This window comes from Variovorax paradoxus (genome assembly GCA_016806145.1).
Taxonomy (GTDB): domain Bacteria; phylum Pseudomonadota; class Gammaproteobacteria; order Burkholderiales; family Burkholderiaceae_C; genus Variovorax.
The window spans coordinates 6,199,402-6,215,151 of record CP063166.1 but is presented as its reverse complement, the minus strand read 5'-3'; the positions used below and the strand labels follow the sequence as shown (position 1 = coordinate 6,215,151).

The window sequence follows — 15,750 nt, the reverse complement described above, 5'->3', positions numbered from 1 at the left end:
CCCCGGCCTCAGAAGGTGTGGGCGATGCCGAGCTCGAAGCCCGTGGACCGGCCGCCCGCGAAATTGCCCGCGTTGACCGCGGGCCCGCCGGGCAGCGCCATGAACGACTGCCCGCGGTTCTCGATGCGTGCCGCCTGGGTGTAGAGCGTGGTGCGCTTCGACAGCGAATGCGCGTAGCCCACCACCCACATCGCACCGCCATTGCCGTCGACGGGACCGGCCACGGTGCCGGGCGCGAGCTGGGTCGTGACCGTGCCCGACAGCCGCGTGCGGCCATGCGAGAGCTGCACCTTGCCGGTCGCCACCGGCACCGTCGCGGCCAGCATCCAGTTCGCCTGCCGGCTGCCGGCCGCGCGGAACTGGCGCCAGGTGCCGGCCAGCCGCACGACGCCGAAGTCGTAGGCCACGGTCGCGACCGAATCGTCGAGCCGGTTCGTCGGCGTTCCGGCGCGCAGCTGCACGTCCGAGACCGCATGCGCGACCGCCGCGCTGAAGGGCCCGCCGGCGTTGTAGCCGAGCCGGATCAGCCGCAGCCGGGCCGCGCCGGTGGCGACGGTCTCGTTCTCGCGCGGGGCCAGAGCCAGCGCGCCCGAGAAGCCATGCACGTTGGGGCTGAAGTACTGCAGCATGTTGCGCGCGTAATGCAAGGTGGTGTCGTTCTTCGAGAGCGGGCCGAACACCGCGCGCAGCGGGCCGTTCTGCAGCGTGTCGTAGAGATTGCCCGAGCTGCCCATGCCGATGTTGAGCCAGGGATCGTTCTCCATCCAGGTGACGTAGACCGGATGGAGGTCGTAGCCCAGGCGCAGCGTGCCCCAGCCGCGGTCGAGGATCTCGACGTAGGAGCCACGGTTCCAGAACTGGCCCGGCATGCTGGTCGAGCCGACGTTGCCGGTGTCGACGCCGATCAGGGTCTCGAGCTTGATGCCCACGCGCAGGCCGCCGCCGAGGTCCTCCGAGCCGCGGATGCCGAGGCGGCTGGTGCGGTAGCCGCCACTGGACAGGCTGTCGATCGAGCCGACGCCACTGTTGCTTACATGGCGAAAGCCTGCGTCGACGATGCCGTAGAGCGTGAGCGACGACTGCGCCTGGACCTGCGATGCAAGGCCCGCGCACAGGGGCAGCGCGAACCGTAAAGCTCCGAACTTCATGATCTCCTCCTTGGGGTGACGTGGAATGGGCGACAGCGCGCCGCCCAGGGGCGATGCGCCCCTGGGGTGTTGTTCTTCGCGGCCCGCGGGCCGTGGATGGGAAGGGAGGCGCCTGCGCGGCGCTAGGGGCCCGGTTTCGGGAAGGCGCGGGCCTTCACTCGGGCGCGGCCTCGGCGACCACGGGGTTCGACAGCAGGCCCACGCCTTCGATCTCGATCTCGATGCGGTCGCCGGGCTTCATCCACACCGGCGGGTTGCGCGCATAGCCCACGCCCGAGGGCGTGCCCATGGCCACCACGTCGCCGGGCTCGAGCGTCAGCGCCTCGCTCAGCAGCACCAGGGCCTGCGCCACCGTCACGAGCATGTGGTCGGTGCGGTCGCTCTGCATCAGGCCGCCGTTGAGGCGCGATTCGATCCGCAGCCCGCTCGCGCCGGGCGGCAGCGCCGAGGCCGCCACTAGCCAGGGGCCGAAGGCGCCGGTGCCGTCGAAGTTCTTGCCGATGGTCCATTGCGCGGTGCGGCGCTGGTAGTCGCGCAGCGTGCCGTCGTTGAAGCAGGCGTAGCCGGCCACGGCGTCGAGCGCCTGCGCGGGCGTGAGATGCCGGGCGCGGCGGCCGATGACGACGGCCAGCTCGGCCTCGAAGTCGAGCTTGTCGGACACGCGCGGGCGCACCAGCGGTGCCTCGTGCGCGATCAGCGAGGTGGCGCCGCGCAGGAAGAAGCTCGGGTAGTCGGGCGCGGCATTGCCGCCCTCGGCCGCGTGCGCGGCGTAGTTGAGGCCCAGGCAGATCACCTTGCCGGGGCGCGCCACCGGCGTTTCCCAGCGCAGCCGCGCGGGGTCGAGCAGGGTGGCGCGCGACAGCATCGCCGCGCCCGGTCCCGAGGCCACGAGTTCCTGCCAGGCCGTGTCTTGCGCGCCAGCCGGCACCTCGGCGCCAAGGCCCCAGAGTTCGCCATGGCGTTCCACCGCCCATTGGAGGACGCCGTCCGCGGGCGTCACGCGTGCATAGCGCGCCATGTCAGAGGCTCCCCGCCGGATGGGCGGCCAGCACGGTGCCGGCCGCTTCGCCGAAACCGACGCGCGCGCGCCCCGGCGCCTCGCACCAGCCGCGCAGGATCAGGCGGTCGCCGTCGTGCAGGAAGGCGCGCCGGTCGTCGCTGTTCGCCAGCGCGACAGGCTCGCGGCCGCGCCGGCTCAGCTCGATCAGGCTGCCGGCCTCGGGCGCGGTCGGCCCCGAGATCGTGCCGGTGCCCAGCAGGTCGCCCGCGCGCAGGTTGCAGCCGCCCACCGTGTGGTGCGCGATCATCTGGCCGATGCTCCAGTACTGGTGGCGGAAGTTGGTGCGGCTCAGGCGCGAGGCCGGCTTGCCTTCGGGTTGCAGCCAGGCCTCGAGCTCGATGTCGAGCGCGCCCGCGGCGCGATGGCCCGCGGACTCGAGATAGGGCAGCGGCTGCGGATGATCGGCCGGCCGGCGCCAGGGCACGCTGAACGGCGCCAGCGCATCGAGCGTGACGATCCAGGGCGAGAGCGTGGTCGCGAAGTTCTTGGCCTGGAACGGGCCCAGCGGCGTCATCTCCCAGGCCTGCACGTCGCGCGCCGACCAGTCGTTGAGCAGGGTGAGGCCGAACACATGGTCCATCGCATGGGCCAGCGCAACGGGCGTGCCGCGCGCGTTGCCCCGACCGATGACCACGCCGAGCTCGAGTTCGTAGTCGAGCATCTCGCAGGGCCGCAGCACCGGCGGCTCGTCGCTCGAGGGCCGGGCCTGGCCCCAGGGGCGATGGATGCGCTCGCCGCTCACGCCCAGCGACGAGCTGCGGCCGTGGTACGCGATCGGCATCCACTGGAAGTTGGGCGCGAGGCCCACGGGCGGATTGCGCAGGCGGCCGCCGTTCTCGGCATGGTGGATCGAGGTGTAGAAGTCGGTGAAGTCGCCGATGCGGATCGGCAGCGCATGCTCGATGTCCGCGAGCGGAACCAGCGCGGCCTGCAGCGCCGCGGCCTTCGGATGCGGCTCCTGCGCATCGAGCAGGCGCACCAGCGCATGGCGCAGCGCGCGCCATGCGGGCGGGCCCAGCGCGAGCAGCTCGTTGAGCATCGAGCCGCCCGCGGCGCTCGCGGCCTGGCCGGCGAGACCGTCGAAGCAGCCGCGCGCCTGTGCGTCGGCCAGGCACAGGGCCTGGTCGCCGATCGCGACACCGCCCTGGAACGGGTCGTTGCCGCCCTTGCGGCGGAACACGCCGAACGGCAGGTTCTGCAAGGTGAAGTCGCAGCCGGGCGCATGCGCGGACGCGACGATGCAGCGGCGCGCGGGGTCGTGGGTGAAGTCGAGTGCCATGGAATCCTCGCTGGAGTGGATGGACGGTGCGTGGACGACGATCAGCCCGCGTTCAGGCGCTCGTCGAAGATCGCGACGGCGCGGGTCCAGCCGGCGGAGGCGCTGCGGATCTTGTGCGGGAAGCAGGCGACGTGGAAGCCGTCGGCGGGCAGTGCCTCGAGGTTGTGCAGCTTCTCGAGGTGGCAGTAGCCGATGTCGCGGCCGGCCTTGTGGCCTTCCCAGATCAGGCCCGCGTCGCCGGTCGCCTCGTACTTCTTCGCGGTGTGGACGAAGGGCGCGTCCCAGCTCCAGCCGTCGGTGCCCGTGAGCCGGATGCCGCGCTCCAGCAGGTACATGGTGGCTTCGTAGCCCATGCCGCAGCCCGAGCTCACGTAGACCGGATCGCCGTAGAGCGCGCCGGCGCGCGTGTTGATCATCACGATCTCGAGCGGCCGCAGCGCATGGCCGATGCGCGCCAATTCGGCCTCCACGTCCTGGGGCTGGACCACGTAGCCGTCGGGCAGGTGGCGGAAGTCGAGCTTCACGCCGGGCTGGAAGCACCACTCGAGCGGCACCTCGTCGATGGTGATCGAGGGCCGGGGCTCGCCGAGCGCCTTGTCCATCGTGCTGTGGAAGTGATAGGGCGCATCGAGGTGCGTGCCGTTGTGCGTCGACAGCGACACGCGCTCCACGGCCCAGGCCTCGCCGTCGGGCAGGTCTTCCTTCTGCAGCTTGGGAAAGAAGTTCGTGAGCTGGTGGTGCGAGTTCTGGTGGTGGAAGTACTCGATCTTCGGGCCCTTGCCGGGCGGGTCCGAGAGCACGTCGTTCTCGAGGTAGATGGACAGGTCGACGAATTTGCGATGCATGGCGGTCTCCGGGGTGGGGTTCGTGGGGAGGGGGTTGTTCATTCGGGCGCGATGCCGGCCGCGGCCAGTGCCTTGGCCCACAGCGGTTCCTGGTCCTTGATGAAGCGGGCGAACTCGTCGGCCGACATCGGCATCGGCTCGCCGCCGAGGCCGCGCAGGAAGCTCGCGGTGTCCTCGCTCGCGAGGATCTGCTGCAGGGTCTCGTGCAACTTGTCGACCACGGCCTTGGGCGTGCCGACCGGCACGACGAAGCCGCTCCAGCCCGTGAACTCGGTGGCGCCGGGCAGCACCTCGCGCAGGGTGGGAACGTCGGGCAGCAACGCGGAGCGCTGCGCCGAGGTGACCGCCAGCGCCTTGAGCTTGCCGGCGCGGATCTGCGGCAGCACCGCGCCGAGGTCGGTGAACAGCAGCGGCATCTCGCCCGAGAGGGTTTCGACCACCGCCTGCGGGCCGCTCTTGTAGGGCACGGCGACGATGTCGATGGCCGCGGCCTGCTTCACGCTCGCGCCCGCCACCGCGCCGGTGGCATGCGAATAGGCGTACGACAGCTTGCCCGGGTTGGCGCGGGCGTAGGCCAGCATCTCGGCGAAGCTGCCGAACGCATTGCCGCGGGGATTCGTGACGACCGCCGACGGTATCTGGAACAGGCTCGCCACCGGCACCATGTCCTTGCGCGGATCGAAGGGCAGGCGCTTGAACATGTGCAGCGCCGCCACCGTGTTGGTGTTCGAGATCTGCGTGATGGTGTAGCCGTCGGGCGCGGCGCGCAGGCCCTGGGCGAGACCGATGGTGCCCGCCGCGCCGACCACGTTGTCGACCACGAAGGGCTTGCCGAGCGCCAGGCTCATCTTGTGGGCGAGGTGGCGCGTGACCGCGACCGCCGTGCCGCCGGCCGGGAACGGCAGGATCAGCCGCACGGGCCTGGCCGGGTAGGCCTGGGCCTGGCAGTCCAGCGCGGGGAGGACCAGCGCGAGTGCCGTGAGACTGGCGCGAAGCCAACTGCGGCGTTGCATCGAAGAAATCATGTCTCCTGCTCCTTGTGGTTGCCGGCGCATCGAGGCGGCCGGTCGCGATGAATCGAAGGTCTAGACGCCCAGCCCCGGCATGCCGCTCGGCAGGCCCAGCCGCACCCGGCCATAGGCCGGGCCCGACACGTCCCACTGCAGGCCGAACTGCGCGGCGCCCGCATGCACGTCGCGCCACATGCGCTGGATCGGATCGGCCTCCTGCAGGCCGGCGCCGCCGGTGCCCGCGAACACCAGGTCGACGGCCTGCGTGACGAGGCGCGCGCAGAAGGCCGAGTCGCGGCGCAGGCGCGCGCCGAGGGCGCCGGGGATGGCGGGATGGCTCTCGAGCGAGTCCATCGCATCGCACCAGCTGCGCCGCGCGACGAGCTGCGCCGTGTCGAGCAGCGCCTCGACATGGGCGACGCGGTCCTGCACGCCGGGCAACTCGGCCTGGCTGCGCGTGCCGACCGTGGTCTTGCGCTGCCGCGTGCGTTCGACGTACTCGTTGGCCGCCGCGCGCGCGGCGCCGAGCAGCACCGGCAGCAGCACGAAGCCGCCGACGCCCTGCATGGTCACGCGGAACAGCGGCGCCGCGTGCAGGGCCAGGCCCGGCGCCCGCGCGGCGGCGACCTCGTCGAAGGACAGGCTGCGGTAGCCCGGCACGAAGGCCTTGCCGACGGCGACGTCCTTGCTGCCGGTGGCGCGCAGGCCCACCACGTGCCAGGTGTCGAGCACCTCGTAGTCCTCGCGCGGCAGCAGGAAGTAGCGCGGCCGCGGCGGCTCGCCGGGCGCGTCGCTGGCCATGGCGCCGAGCACGCACCAGCCGCAGGGATCGATGCCGCTCGAGAACGGCCACTGGCCCTCGAGCTCGTAGCCGCCGTCGACCTGGCGCGCCGTGCCGCGCGCGAAGATGTACGAGGAGCCGACCAGCGTGTCGGGGGAGGGCCCCCAGACCTCCTGCTGCGCCCGGTCCGGCCAGAGCGCGAGGAACTGGTGGTGGTAGGCCAGGTTCGACAGCACCCAGGCGCTCGAGGCGCAGCCCTGCGCGACCTCCGCGCAGATGTCGAAGAAATCGGCCGGGTGCAGCTCGGCGCCGCCCACGCGCGCCGGCTGCAGGGCGCGGAACAGGCCCGCGCGATGGAAGTCGTCGATGGTCTCGTCGGGCACGCGGCGCAGCCGCTCGGCCTGCGCGGCGCGTTGCCGCAGCACGGGCTGGAGTTCGCGTGCGCGCCGCAGCAGTTCGCTGGCGGCGGTGTCGGATGAATCGGGCAGGGGGGCCTGTGTTTGCATGGTCGGATGCGGCGGGTGGTGAGTCATGGCGATCGGATGCTAGTGATAGAACTATCATTTATTGATAGGGTTATCACCATGCGTGCGGGCATCCAACGGATCCTGAATCAATCGTTAATGCCGATGGTGAGGAATGAAAGCTTCGCGAAGCCGTGAGAGGCGATCGGAATTTTGGTGATAACCCTATAAAGAAAGATCGAGGCCGTCGCTACGATCGCCCAAGGCCGGCAATCGCGCCCCAGGCCACTCACGGGAGTTCTTCATGGGCATTCGCAGACTCGAACACTTCAACATCCGCACCGAACGGCTCGAGGCCACGCTGGATTTCTATACGCGCGTGCTGCAGCTGCGCGACGGGCCGCGGCCCGGCAATCCGCCGCGCGCGACCGGCGCCTGGCTCTACGACGCGGACGACGTGCCCGTGGTCCATGTCACGGCCTTCGACCGCAACGATGCGCAGCGGCTGGCCTGGATCAACGACTACCTCGGTCCGCGCGATCCCGATTCGCTGCACGGCAGCGGCGCCATCGACCACGTGGCGCTGCTGGCCGAGGGCTACGAGGACACCATCGCTCGCTGCCAGGCGCTCGGCGTGCCGTACCGCGAACGGCTGGTGGCGGCGCTGGACCTGCGGCAGATCTTCGTCACCGATCCCAACGGGATCTCGATCGAACTCAACTACCGCTGAGCCGCCACGCCATGCACGCAGCCACCCCTTCCGCCATCGACCGCCGGCAGTTGCGCGACGTCTTCGGCGCCTACATCACGGGCGTCGCCGTCATCACCACGCTCGACGCCGAGGGCCGCCCCTGCGGCGTGACGGCCAACTCCTTCAGCTCGGTGTCGCTCGATCCGCCGCTGGTGCTCTGGAGCCAGGCGCTCAATGCGCGCAGCTTCCCCGCCTTCAGCCGGCACGAGCGCTTCGTCGTGAACGTGCTCGCGAAGCACCAGCGCGAGCTCTCGCAGCGCTTCGCGACGCCGGGCGCCGACAAGTTCGCCGGCGTCGAGTGCCGCCCGGGCCTCGGCGGCCTGCCGATCCTCGCGGACTGCTGCGCCCATTTCGAATGCCGCAAGGTCACGACCTGGCCCGGCGGCGACCACGCGGTGTTCCTGGGGCTGATCGAGCGTTTCGAGCGCTCGGCCGCCGAGGGCCTGGCCTTCGGCGGCGGCCGCTACCTGGTCACGCGCGCCCACGCGGAGGCGGCGGGCGCGCCCGGGTGAACTGGTATCGTGCCGGCTCCCGCCGCACCGGCACCGGCCACCTTCCCAGCGATCTCGCATGCCTCGCGCCCCTTCCGCCTCCAGACCCTCGGATTCCGCGGCCCCCGCCACCGGCGGCGTCGTGCGACTGCGGCGCGCCGACCGCGAGCGCGAGATCGTGCAGGGCGCGATCCAGTACTTCGCCGACGTCGGCTTCGCGGGCGACACCACCGGCCTGGCGCGCCAGCTCGGCGTGGCGCAGCCGCTGCTCTACCGCTACTTCCAGAACAAGGAGGCGCTGATCGAGCGCGTGTTCCAGGAGACCTTCCTGTCGAACTGGAATCCGCTGTGGGAGGAAATGATCCTTGCGCCCGAGCAGGCCGTCGCGCAGCGCCTGCTCGAGTTCCACCGCGATTTCGCGCGCGTGCACCTGCGGCGCGAGCGCGTGCGGCTGTCTCTGTTCTTCGCGCTGCACGGCTGGGACATGTCGCCGTATTTCCGCGTCATGCGCCAGCGCGTCTACGAACCGATCGCGCTGTCATTGCGCCAGTACACGGAAGCCGGCCGCGACGGCCAGCCCTTCGCGGTGCAGGAGATCGAGCTTGCGAAGACGGTGGTCGAGAAGATCCAGTACCACGGCATCCGCCAGTGGGTCTACGGCCTGCCGGTGCCCGAGATCGAGCCCGTGATCCAGGCCAGCGTGGCCAGCCTGCTCGACGGCGTGGGCGCGGTACTGGGCAAGCCGGCGGCCAAGTCCTCGTGAGCGCGGGCGCCTTCTAGGCGCCGTTGCTCAGGGCCAGCGGCGGATCCTGCGCGACCGCGCTGCCCGCGCGCTCGTCGAGCACGCGCTGGTAGTTGTCGCGCAGCAGGATGCCCGCGTAGTACACGTGCTCGCGCATCAGCTGCTCGGCGCGCGCCGCGTCGCCGTCGATCACGGCCTGCACGATGCGGTGGTGGTCGTCGTGCGAACGCAGGATCACGCCGTGGTCGTGCCACAGCATGATGCGGTCGGAGGCGAAGGGCACGGCCTGCGCCTGGGCGCCGAAGCGCACCACCCACGGATTGCGCGCGCCCTGCATCAGCGTGTTGTGCAGCGTCACGTTCATCTGTTGGTAGGGCGCGAGGTCGTCGAGCAGCAGCTGTCCCTTGGCCAGGATCTCGTCGCCGGTGCGCAGGCAGTCGCGCAGCAGCGCGGCGGTCGCGTCGTCCACGCCGAGCGCCGCGAAGCGCCGGCAGGCCAGGCCCTCGAGCACCGAGCGCACCTCGTAGGCGGCCAGGATGTCCTCGAGCGCGAAGGCGCGCACCAGGTAGCCCTTCTTCGGCTGGTGATCGATCAGCCCTTCCATCGCCAGCGCGGCGAGCGCGGCGCGCACCGGCGTGCGCGACACCTTGAGGGTCTCGGCGATCGGCACCTCCTCCACCCGCGTGCCCGGGGTGAGCCGTCCGTGCAGGATCCAGGTGCGCAGCGTCTCGGTGACTTGTTGGGAGAGTGTGTCCATGTCAGGTATACATGATGCCGTGGAAATTGGTTCAATAGGGATCGAATAAGGGAAAACGAGGGCGTATAAAGATCGTCATGTATACACAATGCGGTCCTGGATTAACTTTCACGCCGCATCCGACGCGGCTTCGGAGACCTCGCATCCCATGGCGGAACATCATGCACAAGCCCCCGGCCGGCTGGCCCTCGTGACCGGCGGCGGCCGCGGCATCGGCGAGGCCGTGTGCCGGCGCCTCGCGGCCAGCGGCCTGCGCGTCGTCGTGGCCGACATCGACGGCGACAACGCGCGCGCCGTGGCCGCCTCGCTCGGCGCGGGCCACCATGCGCGCCAGTTCGACGTGAGCGACGAGGCCGCGGTCGAGGCCGCCTTCGAGGACATCGAGGCCGGCATCGGCCCGGTCGGCGTGGTGGTCTGCGTGGCCGGGCTGCTGCTGATGCCCGGCGGCGAACGCTCGCCGATCAAGGACACCTCGCTCGAGGACTGGGAGCGCACCTTCGCCGTGAACGCGCGCGGCGTGTTCCTCTGCGGCCGTGCCTACCTGCGCCGGCGCGAAGCGCGGCCGGTGGCGCACGGGCGCATCGTCACCTTCGGCTCGGTGGCCGCGCAGCTCGGCGGCTACCGCTCGAGCGCCACCTACATCGGCGCCAAGGCCGCGGTGCTGGGCCTGACCAAGGCCATGGCGCGCGAGTCGGCGCACCTGGGCGTGACCGTCAACTCGGTCGCGCCGGGCCTGATCGACACCGAGATGCTGCGCGGCACCGTGCAGAGCAGCGGCGCGCTGACGGCCGCGGCCGCCAACATCCCGCTCGGGCGCATCGGCACGGTGGACGACGTGGCCGGCGCGGTCGACTACCTGGTGTCGGAGCAGGCGGCCTACATCACGGGCAACGTGATCGACGTCAACGGCGGCTACCGCATGCAGTAACGCCCGGCGCCGGCGACCGGGCGGCGCCTTTCACTCACCCATACCAACGGAGACACGTCATGAAAAAGAACTTTCTGGCCCTGGCATTCGGCGCCGCGCTGTGCGCGCTGGCGGCCAATGCCGCCGCGCAGGCCGAGCCCGGCCTGACCGACAAGACCATCAAGATCGGCATGTTCTCGCCGATGTCGGGTGCGTCGATGAACTACGGCTTCGACGTCATCAACGCCGCGAAGATGTACTACGACAAGATCAACAAGGAAGGCGGCGTGAACGGCCGCAAGATCGAGCTCGTGGTGGAGGACGACCGCTGCAACGCCAACGACCTGCTGGCCGCGGTCAAGAAGCTCACCGAGCAGGACCAGGTGTTCCTGCTCAACGGCGGCTCCTGCTCGGCCGCCGTGGTCGGCGCGCGCGAATACGTCGAGCGCGCGAAGATCCCGCTGGTGATGCTCAACGCCTCGGGCGACGGCGCGCTGTATCCGCCTTCCAAGTACATCTACGGCGCGTTCTCGATCTCGCAGCATGCGGTGGGCGGCTCGATGGTGCAGTTCGCGAGCGAGCACCTGAAGGCGAAGAAGATCGGCTACATCAACCACGACGACGCCTACGGCGGCTGGAACCTCGAGTCGGCCCAGGCGCAGGCCAAGGCGCTCGGCGGCGTCGACCTGCAGGTGCAGTCGGTCAACCCGAACATCACCGACGTCACGGCGCCGATGCTCAAGATCAAGGCCGCCAACCCCGACGTGCTGCTGCTGACCACCTACGCGCGGCCCGTGAGCCTGATCGTCAAGCGCGCCTTCGAGCTCGGCTTCAACAAGCCGATCGTGCTGGCCGTGAACTCCACCGCCGACCTCAAGCAGCTGGTGGAGAACGTCGGCAACAAGGAAGCCTTCAAGAACGTCTACATCCAGGAAGTGCTGGCCGACGTGCCCGGCGGTCCCAAGCTCAAGTGGGTCTACGACATGTACAAGGCCGCCTACCCCGAGCTGGCCGCCAAGCCCGGCTATCCGCAGACCTACATGCCCTACGGCATTCCCTCGGCCATGGCGGTGGTCAATGCGCTGAAGGCGGCCGGTCCCAGCCCCACGCGCGAGAAGGTGCTCACGGCGCTGTCGACCATGAAGTTCGACTCCGGCGTGATGGCCGGCCCGATCGAGTTCGGTCCCGACGACCGCGCGGCGCAGGAGGCGGCCATCTACATCAAGTTCGACGCAACCAACATGACGCTCGTGCCCGGCAGCTACAAGAGCGTGTGGAAGTACAAGCCCTGAGGACGGCTGCGATCTCATGAGCCTTTCCGACATCTGGCTGTTCGTGCAGCAGGGCGTGCTGTCCGGCATCGTCACCGGCAGCGTCTACGCGCTGCTCGCGGTGGCGATCGTCATGGTCTTCAAGACCACCGACGTGCCGAACTTCTCGCAGGGCGAAATCTTCATGGCCGGCGGCTACCTCGCGCTGTTCCCGCTGGTGGTGTGGGGCTGGCCCTACTGGGGCGCGGTGCTCGCGAGCCTCGCGGTCACCGCGCTCGTGGCCGCGCTGTTCCAGCGCGTGGTGATGCAGCGCGTGACCGCCTCGCGCGGCGTCGGCGTGCAGCTCGTGATCGCCACGCTGGGCTTCGCCTACCTGCTCAAGGGCCTGGTGCGCAAGACCGGGCTGGGCGACACGCCGCGCTCGCTGCCCTCGCTGGTGCCGCAGGACCCGATCACCATCGGCCAGGCCTCGCTCACGCTGCTCGACCTCGCGATCTTCGGCACCGCCGTGGTGGTGATGGTGCTGCTGTACCTGATGTTCACCCGCACCCGCACCGGCCAGGCCATGCGCGCGGTCGGCATGAACCCGCGCGGCGCGCAGATCGTGGGCGTGAAGCTGGGCACCATCCGCATGAAGATCTGGGCCCTGACCGGGCTGCTGTCGGCCATCGCGGCGCTGCTGATCACGCCCAAGATCCTGATCACGCCCGACATCGGCCACATCGCGATCCTGGCGTACGCGGCCGCCATCGTCGGCGGCTTCACCAGCCTGCCGGGCGCGGTGGTCGGCGGCTTCGTCATCGGCATCGTCGAGAACCTGGTGGGGCTGTTCATCTCGTCCAATGCCATCGTGGTCGCGCCCTTCGTCGCGATCATGGTGGTGCTGCTGGTGCGGCCGCAGGGCCTGTTCGGCGGCAAGCCGCAGGTGAAGAAGGTATGAGCATGCAGACCACTTCTCCCTGGTGGGACCGCGGCGTGCTGATCGCCATGGCGGCGGTGCTCGCGGTGCTGCCCTTCGCGGCCAGCGGCTACGTGCTCTACGTGGTCAACCTGCTGATGGTGTTCAGCGTGCTCGCGCTCGGCATGCACCTGGTGATCGGCGAGACCGGCCAGTTCGCGCTCTCGCACGCGGCCTTCTTCGGCATCGGCATCTACACGGCCGGGCTCATCAACAACCAGTGGCAGCCGCCGTTCGTGGTGTCGATCCTCGCGGGCGCGCTGCTCGCGGCCGCGCTGGGCTGGGTCATCGGCCTGCTGGCGCTGCGCATGCGCGACATCTACCTGGCGCTCGCCACCTTCGCCTTCGGCGAGGCGATGCAATGGGTGTTCCTCAACTGGGAACAGGTGACCAATGGTTCGAACGGCCTGCAGATGAAGCCGGCCGCGCTCGGCGGCCTGCGGCTGATGAACGACCTGCAGGCCTATCCCTTCGTGGTCGCGATCGCGGCGCTGATGCTGTGGCTCACGGTGGCGCTGTCGCGCTCGCGGCTGGGCTCGTCGTTCCGTGCGGTGCGCGAGAGCGACGTGGCGGCGATCGCGATGGGCGTGAACACGCGCGCGGTCAAGGTCACGGCCTTCGTGCTGTCGGCGGCCTTCGCGGGCGTGGCCGGTGGCATGTACACGCTGTTCACCTCCTTCATCCATCCCGAGAGCCTGGGCTTCCAGACCACGATCCTGATCCTCACCATGGTGGTGGTCGGCGGGCTGGGCTCGGTGCGCGGCGCGGTGGCGGGCGCCATCGTGTTCGGCCTGGCCTCGGAGCTGCTGCGCCAGGCACCGTCCTACCAGGAGATCATCTACGGCGGCATCCTGATGCTGTTCATGATGTTCCTGCCCAAGGGCATGGCCTCGCTGTTCGCGGCACGCAAGGCCACGCGCCGCGCGGCCCCGGCGGGAGGCGCGCGATGAGCACGACCAATGCCACCGCCTTCCTCGACGTGCGCGACATCAGCGTGGTGTTCGGCGGCCTCAAGGCGGTCAACGGCCTGTCGTTCCAGGTCGAGCAGGGCCGCATCCATGCGCTGATCGGGCCCAACGGCGCCGGCAAGTCGACCACCTTCAACTGCATCTCGCGCTTCTACACGCCCAGCAGCGGCAGCGTCGTCTTCGAGGGCCGCGAGCTCACGCGCGTGTCGCCCTTCCGCATGGCCTCGCTGGGCATCGCGCGCACCTTCCAGAACCTCGAGCTGTTCGCCGAACTCTCGGTGCTCGAGAACGTGCTGCTCGGCACCCATGCGCGCGGCACCGGCACGCTGGGCCGGCTGCTGCGCCGCCCCGACCGCGAGACCGAGGACTTCGCGCTGCACCTGCTCGAGCGCGTGGGCCTGGCCGACGAACGCCACCAGCCGGCGCGCGACCTCGACTTCGGCCGCCAGAAGCTGCTCGAGCTGGCGCGCGCGCTGGCCATCAAGCCGAAGCTGCTGCTGCTCGACGAGCCCGCGGCCGGCCTGCGCAACCGCGAGATCGAGAGCCTGGACCGGCTGCTCAAGGAGCTGGTGGCGCGCGACGGCATCACGGTGCTGCTGGTCGAGCACGTGATGCAGCTCGTGATGTCGATCTCGGACCGCATCACCGTCATGGCCTTCGGCGAGAAGATCGCCGAGGGCACGCCCGCGCAGATCGGCAGCGACGCGCGCGTGATCGAGGCCTATCTGGGCAAGGGAAGTGCAAATGGGGCCGCGCATGGCTGAATCGCTGTTGTCGTTGCGCGCCATCTCGGCCGCCTACGGCCGCATCCAGGCGCTGAGCCATGTCTCGGTCGACGTGCCCGAGGGCGAGATCGTCGCGCTGCTCGGCAGCAACGGCGCGGGCAAGACCACCACGCTCAACTGCATCTCGAACATCGTCGACTGCACCGAGGGCGAGGTGCGGCTGGCCGGCGAGCGCATCGACCGGCTGGGCTCCGACGCGCTGGTCAAGCGCGGCATCGTGCAGGTGCCCGAGGGCCGGCAGGTGTTCCGCGACATGAGCGTGCGCGAGAACCTCGACCTCGGCGCCTACCTGCGGCGTGACCGCGCGGGCATCCGCAACGACCTCGAGGCCGTGTATGCGATGTTCCCGCGCCTGAAGGAGCGCCAGGGCCAGATGGCGGCCACGCTGTCGGGCGGCGAGCAGCAGATGCTCGCGATCGGCCGCGCCGTGATGGCGCGCCCGCGCGTGATGCTGTTCGACGAGCCTTCGATGGGCCTGTCGCCGCTGCTGGTGGAGCAGATGTTCGAGATCATCGAACGGCTGCACCGCGAACAGAAGATCACCATCCTGCTGGTCGAGCAGAACGTGCAGCTCGCGCTCGCGGTGTCGAGCTACGGCTACATCCTCGAGAACGGCGAGATCTCGCTGCACGGCCCGGCCGCGCAGCTGGCCAACGACGAGGCCGTGCGCCGCGCCTACCTCGGCGTCTGAACGACGCCGCTTTCGCAAAGGAATTCCCATGCTTCTGAAGGACAAGCTCTCGCTCGTCACGGGCGCCGCGCGCGGCCTCGGCGAGGCCATCGCGCGCCGCATGGCGGCCGAAGGCGCGCACGTGCTGGTGGTCGACCGCGACCTCGAGCCCGCGCAACGGGTGGCGGCCTCGATCCGCGCCGCGGGTGGGCGCGCCGATGCCGACAGCGTCGACGTCAGCGACGCGGCAGCGGTCGACGCGCTCGCCGCGCGCATCGCCGCGGCGCACGGCGACATCGACGTGCTGGTGAACAACGCCGGCATCTCGGCGCGCTCGAAGTTCGACGAGCCCGGCGCGCGCGAGGCCTGGGACCGCGTGCTGTCGGTCAACCTGCAGGGCGTGTTCAACGTCACGCAGGCCTTCGTGCCCGCGCTCAAGCGCACGCACGGCAGCATCGTCAACCTGTCGTCGATCGTGGCCTTCGGCGCGGGCATCTCCTCGGCCGGCTACGTGGTGGCCAAGGGCGGCGTGCGTTCGCTCACGCAGGTGCTGGCGCGCGATCTCGCGCCCTGGGGCGTGCGCGTGAACGCGGTGGCGCCCGGGCTCATGGTGACCGACATGACGGCCGGCCAGCGCGAGACCGAGCACGGCACCGACTGGTACATGAGCCGCGTGCTCACCAAGCGCCACGGCGAGGCCGACGAGATCGCCGGGCCGGTGGTCTTCCTCGCCTCGGCGATGGCCAGCTACGTCAATGGGGTGGTGCTGCCGGTCGATGGGGGCTATCTGGCGGCATGACGCGAACGCGGACAGCCGTACGCAGAGGACGCGAAGGTTCCGCGAAGGTCGCAAAAGGGAAATT

Annotated in this window: 17 protein-coding genes; 10 read left to right on the top strand and 7 right to left on the bottom strand. The window is 70.1% G+C overall.

The genetic code is table 11. The annotated features are described in order from the left end of the window. Positions 1 to 8: 8 nt before the first annotated feature. From INQ48_29050 to INQ48_29025, 6 genes are all read right to left on the bottom strand, one after another. Positions 9 to 1,148 carry a porin gene (locus INQ48_29050; GenBank protein QRF57294.1) on the bottom strand — a complete coding sequence of 380 codons (1,140 nt, stop codon included), beginning with the start codon at positions 1,146 to 1,148 and terminating at the stop codon, positions 9 to 11. A 154-nt stretch (positions 1,149 to 1,302) separates the two neighbouring features. Beyond that, complete coding sequence (locus INQ48_29045) at positions 1,303 to 2,166, bottom strand: fumarylacetoacetate hydrolase family protein (protein QRF57293.1); 864 nt, start codon at positions 2,164 to 2,166, stop codon at positions 1,303 to 1,305. Position 2,167: 1 nt separating this feature from the next. Next, the gene (gene fahA / locus INQ48_29040; GenBank protein QRF57292.1) at positions 2,168 to 3,487 is read right to left on the bottom strand and encodes a fumarylacetoacetase; all 1,320 of its coding nucleotides are present in this window, start codon (positions 3,485 to 3,487) and stop codon (positions 2,168 to 2,170) included. Positions 3,488 to 3,528: 41 nt separating this feature from the next. Next, entirely contained in the window at positions 3,529 to 4,332 is an 804-nt protein-coding gene (locus INQ48_29035; GenBank protein QRF57291.1) for a cyclase family protein, read from the bottom strand. A gap of 38 nt (positions 4,333 to 4,370) precedes the next feature. Continuing rightward, complete coding sequence (locus INQ48_29030; protein ID QRF57290.1) at positions 4,371 to 5,357, bottom strand: tripartite tricarboxylate transporter substrate binding protein; 987 nt, start codon at positions 5,355 to 5,357, stop codon at positions 4,371 to 4,373. A gap of 60 nt (positions 5,358 to 5,417) precedes the next feature. Further along, the gene (locus tag INQ48_29025; protein ID QRF57289.1) at positions 5,418 to 6,629 is read right to left on the bottom strand and encodes an acyl-CoA dehydrogenase; all 1,212 of its coding nucleotides are present in this window, start codon (positions 6,627 to 6,629) and stop codon (positions 5,418 to 5,420) included. Positions 6,630 to 6,891: 262 nt separating this feature from the next. Here INQ48_29025 and INQ48_29020 point away from each other — a divergent pair, with 262 nt between their 5' ends. From INQ48_29020 to INQ48_29010, 3 genes are read left to right on the top strand one after another with little or no spacing between them, the layout of a single operon-like run. Beyond that, entirely contained in the window at positions 6,892 to 7,317 is a 426-nt protein-coding gene (locus INQ48_29020) for a VOC family protein (GenBank protein QRF57288.1), read from the top strand. Between the two features lie 11 nt (positions 7,318 to 7,328). Further along, positions 7,329 to 7,850: a flavin reductase family protein gene (locus INQ48_29015; protein ID QRF57287.1), complete on the top strand. Its 522-nt coding sequence runs from the start codon at positions 7,329 to 7,331 to the stop codon at positions 7,848 to 7,850. Positions 7,851 to 7,908: 58 nt separating this feature from the next. Beyond that, positions 7,909 to 8,592, top strand: coding sequence for a TetR/AcrR family transcriptional regulator (locus tag INQ48_29010; protein ID QRF57286.1), 684 nt, complete (start codon positions 7,909 to 7,911; stop codon positions 8,590 to 8,592). 13 nt (positions 8,593 to 8,605) lie between these two features. Here INQ48_29010 and INQ48_29005 read toward each other — a convergent pair whose 3' ends face one another. Then, the gene (locus INQ48_29005) at positions 8,606 to 9,328 is read right to left on the bottom strand and encodes a GntR family transcriptional regulator (GenBank protein ID QRF57285.1); all 723 of its coding nucleotides are present in this window, start codon (positions 9,326 to 9,328) and stop codon (positions 8,606 to 8,608) included. A gap of 148 nt (positions 9,329 to 9,476) precedes the next feature. Between INQ48_29005 and INQ48_29000 the strand changes: the two genes are divergently transcribed. Genes INQ48_29000 through INQ48_28970 form a run of 7 tightly spaced genes read left to right on the top strand, consistent with a single transcriptional unit; the run spans position 9,477 to position 15,686 of the window. After that, the gene (locus INQ48_29000) at positions 9,477 to 10,256 is read left to right on the top strand and encodes an SDR family oxidoreductase (GenBank protein QRF57284.1); all 780 of its coding nucleotides are present in this window, start codon (positions 9,477 to 9,479) and stop codon (positions 10,254 to 10,256) included. A 59-nt stretch (positions 10,257 to 10,315) separates the two neighbouring features. Beyond that, positions 10,316 to 11,527 carry an ABC transporter substrate-binding protein gene (locus tag INQ48_28995; GenBank protein QRF57283.1) on the top strand — a complete coding sequence of 404 codons (1,212 nt, stop codon included), beginning with the start codon at positions 10,316 to 10,318 and terminating at the stop codon, positions 11,525 to 11,527. Between the two features lie 16 nt (positions 11,528 to 11,543). Beyond that, the gene (locus INQ48_28990) at positions 11,544 to 12,446 is read left to right on the top strand and encodes a branched-chain amino acid ABC transporter permease (protein ID QRF57282.1); all 903 of its coding nucleotides are present in this window, start codon (positions 11,544 to 11,546) and stop codon (positions 12,444 to 12,446) included. A 2-nt stretch (positions 12,447 to 12,448) separates the two neighbouring features. Further along, positions 12,449 to 13,414 (top strand): branched-chain amino acid ABC transporter permease, encoded by a 966-nt coding sequence (locus INQ48_28985; GenBank protein ID QRF57281.1) that lies wholly within the window; start codon positions 12,449 to 12,451, stop codon positions 13,412 to 13,414. Continuing rightward, positions 13,411 to 14,196 (top strand): ABC transporter ATP-binding protein, encoded by a 786-nt coding sequence (locus INQ48_28980; protein QRF57280.1) that lies wholly within the window; start codon positions 13,411 to 13,413, stop codon positions 14,194 to 14,196. The genes INQ48_28985 and INQ48_28980 overlap by 4 nt, the downstream gene beginning before the upstream one ends. Then, complete coding sequence (locus tag INQ48_28975; protein QRF57279.1) at positions 14,189 to 14,908, top strand: ABC transporter ATP-binding protein; 720 nt, start codon at positions 14,189 to 14,191, stop codon at positions 14,906 to 14,908. Before INQ48_28980 ends, INQ48_28975 begins: the two co-directional genes overlap by 8 nt. 28 nt (positions 14,909 to 14,936) lie before the next feature. Beyond that, entirely contained in the window at positions 14,937 to 15,686 is a 750-nt protein-coding gene (locus INQ48_28970; GenBank protein QRF57278.1) for an SDR family oxidoreductase, read from the top strand. Positions 15,687 to 15,750: the final 64 nt, after the last annotated feature.

What these genes read in the sequence shown, in the direction of transcription:
- INQ48_29050 (QRF57294.1), bottom strand. Translation starts at nt 1,148, where the DNA reads ATGAAGTTCGGAGCTTTACGGTTCGCGCTGCCCCTGTGCGCGGGCCTT.
- INQ48_28980 (QRF57280.1), top strand. Translation starts at nt 13,411, where the DNA reads ATGAGCACGACCAATGCCACCGCCTTCCTCGACGTGCGCGACATCAGC.
- INQ48_29025 (QRF57289.1), bottom strand. Translation starts at nt 6,629, where the DNA reads ATGCAAACACAGGCCCCCCTGCCCGATTCATCCGACACCGCCGCCAGC.
- fahA (QRF57292.1), bottom strand. Translation starts at nt 3,487, where the DNA reads ATGGCACTCGACTTCACCCACGACCCCGCGCGCCGCTGCATCGTCGCG.
- INQ48_28995 (QRF57283.1), top strand. Translation starts at nt 10,316, where the DNA reads ATGAAAAAGAACTTTCTGGCCCTGGCATTCGGCGCCGCGCTGTGCGCG.
- INQ48_29005 (QRF57285.1), bottom strand. Translation starts at nt 9,328, where the DNA reads ATGGACACACTCTCCCAACAAGTCACCGAGACGCTGCGCACCTGGATC.
- INQ48_29035 (QRF57291.1), bottom strand. Translation starts at nt 4,332, where the DNA reads ATGCATCGCAAATTCGTCGACCTGTCCATCTACCTCGAGAACGACGTG.
- INQ48_29045 (QRF57293.1), bottom strand. Translation starts at nt 2,166, where the DNA reads ATGGCGCGCTATGCACGCGTGACGCCCGCGGACGGCGTCCTCCAATGG.
- INQ48_28970 (QRF57278.1), top strand. Translation starts at nt 14,937, where the DNA reads ATGCTTCTGAAGGACAAGCTCTCGCTCGTCACGGGCGCCGCGCGCGGC.
- INQ48_29015 (QRF57287.1), top strand. Translation starts at nt 7,329, where the DNA reads ATGCACGCAGCCACCCCTTCCGCCATCGACCGCCGGCAGTTGCGCGAC.
- INQ48_29030 (QRF57290.1), bottom strand. Translation starts at nt 5,357, where the DNA reads ATGATTTCTTCGATGCAACGCCGCAGTTGGCTTCGCGCCAGTCTCACG.
- INQ48_29020 (QRF57288.1), top strand. Translation starts at nt 6,892, where the DNA reads ATGGGCATTCGCAGACTCGAACACTTCAACATCCGCACCGAACGGCTC.
- INQ48_29000 (QRF57284.1), top strand. Translation starts at nt 9,477, where the DNA reads ATGGCGGAACATCATGCACAAGCCCCCGGCCGGCTGGCCCTCGTGACC.
- INQ48_28990 (QRF57282.1), top strand. Translation starts at nt 11,544, where the DNA reads ATGAGCCTTTCCGACATCTGGCTGTTCGTGCAGCAGGGCGTGCTGTCC.
- INQ48_28975 (QRF57279.1), top strand. Translation starts at nt 14,189, where the DNA reads ATGGCTGAATCGCTGTTGTCGTTGCGCGCCATCTCGGCCGCCTACGGC.
- INQ48_28985 (QRF57281.1), top strand. Translation starts at nt 12,449, where the DNA reads ATGCAGACCACTTCTCCCTGGTGGGACCGCGGCGTGCTGATCGCCATG.
- INQ48_29010 (QRF57286.1), top strand. Translation starts at nt 7,909, where the DNA reads ATGCCTCGCGCCCCTTCCGCCTCCAGACCCTCGGATTCCGCGGCCCCC.